12 protein-coding genes are annotated in these 8,848 nt (G+C 73.2%); 11 read left to right on the forward strand and 1 reads right to left on the reverse strand.

The genetic code is table 11. The features are described from left to right. Positions 1–17: 17 nt before the first annotated feature. Complete coding sequence (locus tag ACFWJO_RS30835) at positions 18–398, reverse strand: SchA/CurD-like domain-containing protein (RefSeq protein WP_386870430.1); 381 nt, start codon at positions 396–398, stop codon at positions 18–20. Positions 399–558: 160 nt separating this feature from the next. On the opposite strand from ACFWJO_RS30835, the gene ACFWJO_RS30840 reads away from it, so the two are divergent. From ACFWJO_RS30840 to ACFWJO_RS30890, 11 genes are all read left to right on the forward strand, one after another. Then, positions 559–894: a TcmI family type II polyketide cyclase gene (locus tag ACFWJO_RS30840; protein WP_386870432.1), complete on the forward strand. Its 336-nt coding sequence runs from the start codon at positions 559–561 to the stop codon at positions 892–894. Beyond that, positions 891–1,328, forward strand: coding sequence for a cupin domain-containing protein (locus ACFWJO_RS30845; RefSeq protein ID WP_384422527.1), 438 nt, complete (start codon positions 891–893; stop codon positions 1,326–1,328). The genes ACFWJO_RS30840 and ACFWJO_RS30845 overlap by 4 nt, the downstream gene beginning before the upstream one ends. Then, a complete protein-coding gene (locus tag ACFWJO_RS30850) occupies positions 1,325–2,599 on the forward strand; it encodes a beta-ketoacyl-[acyl-carrier-protein] synthase family protein (protein ID WP_384422525.1) in 1,275 nt (424 codons plus the stop codon). The genes ACFWJO_RS30845 and ACFWJO_RS30850 overlap by 4 nt, the downstream gene beginning before the upstream one ends. A 13-nt stretch (positions 2,600–2,612) precedes the next feature. Then, the gene (locus ACFWJO_RS30855) at positions 2,613–3,836 is read left to right on the forward strand and encodes a ketosynthase chain-length factor (protein WP_386870435.1); all 1,224 of its coding nucleotides are present in this window, start codon (positions 2,613–2,615) and stop codon (positions 3,834–3,836) included. Positions 3,837–3,903: 67 nt separating this feature from the next. Further along, complete coding sequence (locus ACFWJO_RS30860; RefSeq protein ID WP_386870437.1) at positions 3,904–4,368, forward strand: SRPBCC family protein; 465 nt, start codon at positions 3,904–3,906, stop codon at positions 4,366–4,368. Positions 4,369–4,377: 9 nt separating this feature from the next. Further along, a complete protein-coding gene (locus ACFWJO_RS30865) occupies positions 4,378–4,833 on the forward strand; it encodes an anthrone oxygenase family protein (protein WP_386870439.1) in 456 nt (151 codons plus the stop codon). Between the two features lie 28 nt (positions 4,834–4,861). After that, positions 4,862–5,617 (forward strand): SDR family NAD(P)-dependent oxidoreductase, encoded by a 756-nt coding sequence (locus tag ACFWJO_RS30870; RefSeq protein ID WP_386870441.1) that lies wholly within the window; start codon positions 4,862–4,864, stop codon positions 5,615–5,617. Then, complete coding sequence (locus tag ACFWJO_RS30875) at positions 5,617–5,946, forward strand: antibiotic biosynthesis monooxygenase family protein (protein WP_386870443.1); 330 nt, start codon at positions 5,617–5,619, stop codon at positions 5,944–5,946. Before ACFWJO_RS30870 ends, ACFWJO_RS30875 begins: the two co-directional genes overlap by 1 nt. Further along, complete coding sequence (locus ACFWJO_RS30880) at positions 5,936–6,283, forward strand: antibiotic biosynthesis monooxygenase family protein (protein WP_386870444.1); 348 nt, start codon at positions 5,936–5,938, stop codon at positions 6,281–6,283. The genes ACFWJO_RS30875 and ACFWJO_RS30880 overlap by 11 nt, the downstream gene beginning before the upstream one ends. A gap of 47 nt (positions 6,284–6,330) precedes the next feature. Further along, positions 6,331–7,206, forward strand: coding sequence for an NAD(P)-dependent oxidoreductase (locus ACFWJO_RS30885; protein WP_384422512.1), 876 nt, complete (start codon positions 6,331–6,333; stop codon positions 7,204–7,206). A gap of 4 nt (positions 7,207–7,210) precedes the next feature. Next, positions 7,211–8,848 (forward strand): FAD-dependent oxidoreductase (locus ACFWJO_RS30890; protein WP_386870446.1); only part of this gene is annotated, 1,638 nt, incomplete at its 3' end.

Below are 8,848 nucleotides of genomic sequence, written 5' to 3' on the forward strand. Positions count from 1 at the left end.
CTGACGGATGTGTGCCGTCACGCCGGCGCGGGCAGGTCCCGCACCGAGATCTGCGCGACCGTGGTCAGCAGGCTCCGCCTGAACGTCGCCACGAAGCCCTCGACCGTGTCCGTGTCCCGGGGCCGGCTCAGATACGGCTTCAGCTTCCGCTCCACCTCGCGCACCCCCGGCTGCGCCGCCATGTGCCGGGCCACGGCCTCCAGGTCGCCGGTGTACTCGATGACCCGGACCAGCGTGTCGTCGCGCAGGAACACCGCGGTGGCCAGGATCGTGCCGGCCTGCTCGCCCGAGGCGTCCTCGACCCGGCTGCTCCGCACCCGCTTGAAGTCGCCGAAGATCTCGGCAAGTTCCTTCTCGTACCCCGGCTTGATGTCGTACGTGATGGCTGCGAACGGCATGCCCGTGCCCTTTCCCTCGTCTGCGGTGTCAGCGGTTCCCGCCAGGCAAACCCGCCCGCCTCGCGCCCCGCTCGAAGCCGCCTCGCTGGAGAGGACTTCGAGCGGTGCTCCAGACCCCGGTGCGACCTTCTCCTCCGACCACCGACCACCGGGAGGACCCGTGCACCGCACTCTGATCGTCGCCAAGCTGCGGCCGGACAAGACGGACGACATCGCGAGGATCTTCGAGGAGTCCGACGCCACCGACCTGCCGCACATGATCGGCGTGAGCCGCCGCACGCTGTTCCGGTTCCACGGCCTGTACTTCCACCTGGTGGAGGCCGACGAGGACATCGGCGCGAACCTCTACCGCGCCCGCAGCCACCCGCTCTACGACGACATCAACACCAAGCTCGCCGCGTGCGTGGAGCCGTACGACCCGGACTGGAAGGAACCCAAGGACGCGATGGCCACGCCCTTCTACATCTGGACCAAGGACGGAGGGCGGATCCAGTGACCACCGCCATCACCCGCACCGTGAAGGTGGCCGCCGACGAGGTCGAGGCCAACACCAAGCGCGGCGGAGACATCCGCACCACCCTCAGCCCCAAGACCGTCGGCTGCACCTCCGGCTTCGGCGGCGTCATGACCCTGGAGCCCGGCGACTGGGTGACCGAGCACTACCACCCGTACTCCGAGGAGTTCCTGCACGTCGTCGACGGCCACCTGGAGATGACCCTGGACGGCCGGACCGCCGTGCCGCTCGGCCCCGGCGACTCCCTCCTCGTGCCCATCGGCGTCCGCCACCGCCTCGTCAACACCGGTGACACCACCGCCCGCTGCGCCTTCCACCTGTCGCCGCTCGCGCCGCGCCCCGAGCTCGGCCACGTCGACACCGAGCCGGCGCAGCGCCCCGAGCAGGCCAACCCGGACGTGGGCGGTGCCCGGTGACCCGACGTGCCGTCATCACCGGCATCGGCGCGGTCGTGCCGGGCGGGGTGGGCCGGGACGCCTTCTGGCGGACGCTGTCCGAGGGCCGCACGGCCACCCGGCGGATCAGCCTGTTCGATCCGGCGCAGTTCCGCTCGCAGGTCGCCGCCGAGGTCGACTTCGACCCGGCGGCCGCCGGCCTCACCGCCCGGCAGATCCGGCGCATGGACCGGGCCGCCCAGTTCGCCGTGGTCTCCGCCCGCGAGGCGGTCACGGACAGCGGCATCGAGCTGTCCGCCCTGGATCCCACCCGGATCGCGGTGTCCCTCGGCAGCGCCGTCGGCTGCACCATGGGCCTGGAGGAGGAGTACGTCACCCTCTCCGACAGCGGCCGGCAGTGGCTCGTCGACCACGAGTACGGCGTGCCGCACCTGTACGGCTACATGGTGCCGTCCACCCTCGCCGTCGAGGTGGCCTGGGAGACCGGCGCCGAGGGCCCGGTCGCGCTCGTCTCCACGGGCTGCACCTCCGGCCTCGACTCCGTCGGACACGGGGTGCAGCTCATCGAGGAGGGCACGGCCGACGTCGTCATCACCGGCGCCACCGACGCCCCGATCTCGCCCATCACCTCCGCCTGCTTCGACGCCATCAAGGCGACCACCCCGAACAACGCCGACCCGGAGCACGCCTCCCGCCCCTTCGACGGCGAACGCGACGGCTTCGTGCTCGGCGAGGGCGCCGCCGTCATGGTCGTCGAGGAACGCGAGGCCGCCCTCGCCCGCGGCGCCCGCATCTACGCCGAGATCGTCGGCTTCGCCAGCCGCAGCAACGCGTACCACATGACCGGTCTCAAGCCCGACGGCCGGGAACTCGCCGAGGCCATCACGGTCGCCCTCGACCGGGCCCGGCTCGACCCCACCGCCATCGGCTACATCAACGCGCACGGCTCCGGCACCAAGCAGAACGACCGCCACGAGACCGCCGCGTTCAAGCGCAGCCTCGGCGCGCACGCCTACGACATCCCGGTCAGCTCCATCAAGTCGATGGTCGGGCACTCGCTGGGCGCGATCGGCTCCATCGAGGTCGCCGCCTGCGCCCTCGCCCTCGACCGCCAGGTCGTGCCGCCCACCGCCAACCTGAAGACCAAGGACCCGCTCTGCGACCTGGACTACGTGCCCGTCACCGCCCGGGAGCACGCCATGGACACCGTGCTCACCGTCGGCAGCGGCTTCGGCGGGTTCCAGAGCGCCATGGTGCTCGCCCGGCCCGGCGCGGCCCGGGCCGCCGCGTGAAAGGGGAGTGACCATGACGACCGCCGTGAGCGCCCCCGTCGTCACCGGGCTCGGCATCGTCGCGCCCACCGGCATCGGCGTCGAGGCCCACTGGGCCTCGGTGCTCGCCGGCAAGTCCGGCATCGGACGCATCGGACGCTTCGACCCGAGCCCCTACCCGGTGCGGTACGCCGGACAGGTGCCCGGCTTCGACACCGCCGAGCGCGTACCCGGCCGGCTGATCGCGCAGACCGACCACTGGACGCACCTCGCCCTCGCGGCCGGCGAGGCCGCCCTCGCCGACTCCGGCGCCGACCTCGGCGCCATCGGCGAGTACGAGATGGCCGTGGTGACGTCCTCGTCCTCGGGCGGCACCGAGTTCGGCCAGAAGGAGATGACCGCCCTCTACCAGCACGACCCCGGCTGGGTCGGCGCCTACCAGTCCATCGCCTGGTTCTACGCCGCCACCACCGGACAGCTGTCCATCCGGCACAAGATGCGCGGCCCCTGCGGCGTGCTCGCCTGCGAGCAGGCCGGCGGCCTCGACGGCATCGCCCAGGCCCGGCGGCTGCTGCGCGGCGGCTCCCGCCTGGTCGTCAGCGGCGGCACGGACGCCTCGCTCTGCCCGTACGGCCTGACGGCCCAGCTCACCACCGGCAGGCTGTCCACCGTCCCCGACCCGGAACGCGCCTACCGGCCCTTCACCGCCGAGGCCTCCGGCTACCTCCCCGGCGAGGGCGGCGCCATCCTCGTCCTGGAGACCGCCGAGGCCGCCGCCGAGCGCGGACTGGGCACCGGCTACGGCCGGATCCTCGGCCACGCCGCGGGCTTCGACCCGGCGCCCGGCTCCGGCCGGCCGCGCGCCCTGCGCCGCACCGCCGAACAGGCCCTCGCCGACGCCGGACTCGGCCCCGCCGACATCGACGTCGTCTTCGCCGACGCCGCCGGCCTCCCCGCCGACGACCGCGACGAGGCCGAGGCCATCACCGCGATCTTCGGCCCGCGCGGCGTGCCCGTCACCGCGCCGAAGACGCTCACCGGCCGGCTCTACGGCGGCGGCGCGCCGCTCGACGTCGCCACCGCGCTGCTCGCGCTGCGCGAGGGCGTCGTCCCGCACACCGCGCACGTCCACGAGCTCGCCCCGGGACTGGACATCGACCTGGTCACCGCGGCCCCGCGGGAGCGGCGGCTGCGCCACGCGCTGGTCCTGGCGCGCGGACACGGCGGCTTCGCCTCCGCCCTGGTGCTCGGCCGCTGACCCTCTCCGCAGACGAACCGCACACGAACCGCAGACCCACCGCCGACGACGGACCCACGGAGTTCCCATGGCAGGACACACCGACAACCACATCGTCATCGACGCCCCCATGGACGTCGTGTGGGACATCACCAACGACGTCCCCGGCTGGCCGAACCTCTTCAGCGAGTACGCCTCCGCCGACGTGCTGGAGCGCGACGGCGACACCGTCGTCTTCCGCCTCACCATGCACCCCGACGAGGACGGCAACGTGTGGAGCTGGGTCTCCCGGCGCACCGGCGACCCGGCCACCCGCACCGTGCGCGCCGAGCGGATCGAGACCGGCCCCTTCGAGTACATGCACATCTTCTGGGAGTACACCGAGGAGCCCGGCGGCGGCGTGCGGATGCGCTGGGTGCAGGACTTCCACATGAAGCCCCAGGCCCCCGCCACCGACGAGGCGATGACCGAGCACCTCAACGTCAACACCAAGGTGCAGATGAGCCTCATCAAGGAGCGGGTCGAGGCCGCCGCACGCGCCCTGACCCGCTGAGGAGCACCCGTGCTGAACGTACTCGCGCCCCTGCTCGTGCTGCTCAACGGCCTCGCCGCCGGCGTCCTGTTCGGCACCCAGCTCGGCGGCTTCCCGTACCTCGCCTCGCTGCCCACCGACCGCTACGTGCACGCCCACGCGTTCTTCGGGCAGCGCTACGACCCGGCGATGCCGATCTGCCTGGTCGGCACCGTCGTCCTCGACGCGGTCCTCGCGGTCGGCGGCGGCGCCGCCCCGGCGCGGACGCTGTTCGCCGTGGCGGGCGTGCTCGCCGCGGCCACCGCGCTGATCTCGCTCACCAAGAACGCGCCGGTCAACCGCTGGATGCGGACCGTCGACCCGGAACACGTGCCGGCGGACTTCCAGCACACCCGGGACACCTGGGGCGCCTGGAACAAGCGCCGCAGCCTGCTCACCATCGCCGCGCTCGTCGCCAACTGCGCCGGGCTCGGCTTCCTGCTCTGACCCCTCGCCAGTGATGGAGGAACCACCCATGGATCTCGGCCTCAAGGGCAAGAAGGCCCTGGTCACCGGCGGCACCCGCGGTGTCGGCCGGGGCGTCGTCCTCGCGCTCGCCCGCGCCGGAGTCGACGTCGTCACCTGCTACCAGCGCGAGAGCGACCACGTCACCTCCCTGGAGCGGGAGCTGAAGGAGACCGGCGGCGACCACCACGTGCTGCGCGCCGACCTGTCCCGGCCCGAGGACATCGCCGCCCTGCTCGGCCAGGTCCGCGACCTGCACGGCGACCGCCTCGACCTGCTCGTCAACAACGCCGGCGCGATCAGCCACGTGCCGTACGCCCAGCTCCCGCTGGAGGAGTGGCAGCGCATCTTCGCCACCAACGTCACCGGCGCCCACCTCGTCATCCAGCACGCCCTGCCGCTGCTCGGCGAGGGCTCCTCGGTGGTGACCGTCGGCTCCCGCGCCGTCGAGGCCGGCATACCGCTGCGCGCCCACTACACCGCCACCAAGGCCGCGCTCGCCGGACTGAACCGCTCCCTGGCCAAGGAGTTCGGCCCCCAGGGCATCCGCTTCAACATCCTCGCGCTCGGCGTCATCGAGACCGAGAACTTCCACGCGCTGCCCGAGGACCAGAAGAAGCTCATGACCGAGCGCTACGGCGCCAAGACCGCCCTCGGCCGGCTCGGCACGCCCGACGAGGTGGCCGGCGCCGTGCTGTGGCTCGCCAGCGACCTGTCCCGCTACGTCACCGGCAACACCATCGGCGTCGACGGGGGGATCTCCTGATGACCTTCCGGGTGATGCTCCGCATGGAGATCGAGCCGGGCAGGGAGGCCGACTTCGAGAAGGCCTGGCTGGAGGGCACCGAAGCGGTCACCGGCCACCCCGCCAACCTGGGCCAGTCCCTCGCCCGCGAGGAAGGCTCCGACGGCACCTCCAGCACCTACGTCATCGTCAGCGACTGGCTGGACGAGCCGCGGTTCCGCGAGTTCGAGAACAGCCCGGCCCACCTGGAACACCGGGCCACCCTCCACCCGTACCGCAAGGGCGGCAGCTTCCACGTCATGCGGGTGCTCCACGGCATCGAGGGCAGGGCGGCCGCCGATGCCCGGTGAGGACCCGGACCGCGGCCCGAGCGAGGGCCGGGGCCAGGTGCGCGTCGTGGTCTACCAGGCCGCCCACGACGAGGCGCAGCTCGCCGCCGTCCGCGAGGCCTACCACCAGGTCAGCGAACGGCTCGCGAAGGTCCCCGGCATGCTCGGCAACGAACTCCTCCGCAGCCCCGCCGACCCCACCGCGCTCGCGGTGATGAGCCGCTGGGAGTCGATGGAGGCCTTCCTGGCCTGGGAGGCCGGCGCCGACCACCGCCAGGACACCGCCCCGCTGCGGCCCTTCCGCGACACCCGTACGCCCGTCCCCTTCGCGGTGTACGAGGTGGACGCCGCGTACTGACCGCACGGCCGCCCTCCACGTACCGGACGAAAGAGAGAGAACCCACCATGGCAGAGCGTCAGTTGGCGTTCATCGGGCTCGGCAGCATGGGCGGCGGCATGGCCCGGCGGCTCCTCGAGACCGGACACACGCTGACCGTCTTCAACCGGACCGCGCACAAGGCCGCCCCGCTCGCCGAGGCCGGCGCCCGGCTCGCCGACGCGCCCGAGCGCGCGGCGGCCGGCCACCGCCTGGTGCTGCTCAGCCTCAGCGACGAGAAGGCCGTCGAGGAGGTCCTGTTCGACCGGGTGGTCCCGGTCCTCGCACCCGGCTCCGTCGTCGTCGACACCTCCACCGTCTCCCCGGGCTACGCCCGCGAGGCCGCCGCCCGCCTCGCGGCCCGGGGGCTGCGCCGCGTGGAGGCCTGCGTCGTCGGCAACCCGCTCCAGGCCCGCAAGGGCGAGCTGCGGGTCTTCGTCTCCGGCGCGCCGGAGGACCTGGAGGAGGTGCGCCCGGTCCTGGAGGCCTTCGGCAGCGAGGTCGTCCACGTCGGTGCGCCCGGCACCGCGACCAGCCTGAAGCTCATCCTGAACCTGCTGCTCGGCGCCCAGGTCGCCGCCCTCGCCGAGGCCGTCGCCTACGGCACCGCGGCCGGCCTGGACCGCGACCAGCTCATCGGCGTCGTCGCGTCCAGCGGCTTCAGTTCGCTCGTGATGCGCTTCCGCGCCGAGCTGATGCTCAAGCGAAGCTACGAGCCGGCGTTCTTCCGCTCCGAACTGATGGAGAAGGACATCCGGATCGCCCTGGAGGCGGCCGCCGAGCAGGGAGCCGCGATGCCCGTCCTCGACGTGGTGCGCGAGCGGTTCGCCGAGGTGCTCGCGGCCGGCGACGGCGACAAGGACGCGTCCGTGCTCGTCGAACACCGACCGAGGCAAGGAGGGTGACATCGTGCTGAGCACCACCCGGAGCACGCTCCGGAACACCGACGTCCTGGTGGTCGGCGGAGGCATCGCGGGGCTTTCCGCCGCGGTCTTCCTCGCCCAGCAGGGCGTGGACTGCCTGCTGGTGGAGCGGCGGCCCGAACTGTCCGGACACCCCAGGGCCCGCGGAGTGCATCCGCGGGCCATGGAGCTGATGCGCGCCGCCGGCGTCGAGGACGAACTGCGCGGCACGCCCTCCGCCCGGCTCCTCGCCGGCAACTCGGGCGTCGTCGCGGCCCGTTCCCTGGCCGGGCCCGAACTGGGCGTGCTCGACGAGAAGTACGTCATGGACGTGGGCGCCGACATCGGCTCGCTGTCCCCGACCGGCTGGTGCCTGTGTCACCAGGGCGAGCTGGAGGACGTGCTGCGGGGCCGCGCCGAACGGCTCGGCGTCGCCCTGCGCTTCAGCACCGAACTGGTCTCGTTCACCCAGAACGGCGCGGGCCTCACCGCGCTGGTCCGGGACCGCGTCACCGGAGCCGAGCGCACCATCGAGGCCCGCTACCTCGTCGCCGCGGACGGCGCCCACAGCGGCGTCCGGGAGACGCTGGGCATCCCCTTCGACGGCGAGACCCTCGGCCACTACCTCAACATCCACTTCCACGCCGACCTCACCGAGCCGCTCGCGGGTCGTCGTTTCCTCATGTGCTACACCGCCAACGACGAGGTGCGCGGCGCCCTGATGCCGTTGGACAACACCTCCGACTGGCTGCTGCACGTCGCGTACGACCCGCGGGCCACCGACCTGGAGTCGTTCACCGAGGAACGCTGCGCCGAACTGGTGCGGGCGGCGACCGGCGTGCCCGGGCTGCGGCCCCGGATCCGCTCCGTCTCCCCGTGGGACGGCGCGGCCAGGACCGCGGGCCGGTTCCGGGACGGGCGGGTGTTCCTGGTCGGCGACGCCGCCCACGTGATGCCGCCCAGCGGCGGCTTCGGCTCCAGCACCGGCATCCAGGACGCGCACAACCTGGCCTGGAAGCTCGCCGCCGTCCTCGACGGCTGGGCGGGCGAGACCCTTCTCGACAGCTACGACGAGGAGCGCCGGCCGATCTGCCGGGCAACGGTCGAGCAGGCCGCGCTGCGCTCCAAGGACCGGCCGCGGCTCACCGGGAACCCCGGCGAGCGGCCGCCCGTGCACCCGGGCATCGTCGAGGACGCCCAGGTGTGGCTGTCCTGGCGCTACCGGTCCTCGGCCGTCACCGCGTGGGACGAGGGCGTCCTGCCCGGGTACGGCGTGTGGTCGGCCGAGAACGACGGCCGGCCGGGCGGCCGGGCCCCGCACCTGCGGCTGCGCCGCGGCGGGGCGGAACTGTCCGTGCTCGACCTGTTCGGCGACCGGCCCGTCCTGCTCACCGGGCCGGACAACCGCGCCTGGCAGGAGGCCGCCCGGGCCGTCTCGCACGAGCTCGGGCTGCCGCTCACGGTGTACGGCATCGGCGCCGAGCTGATCGACGTCGACGACCGCTGGCCGGAGCTGTACGGCGTGACGGCGCAGGGCGCGGTCCTGGTGCGGCCCGACGGCGTGGTCGCCTGGCGCTGCGCGGACGCGCCGATCTTCGCGGCCGACACGCTGCGGGCCGTGCTGGCGAGGCTGCTCGCCCGCCAC

Origin of the sequence: Streptomyces sp. NPDC127092 (genome assembly GCF_042722475.1) — a bacterium.
Lineage (GTDB): Bacteria > Actinomycetota > Actinomycetes > Streptomycetales > Streptomycetaceae > Streptomyces.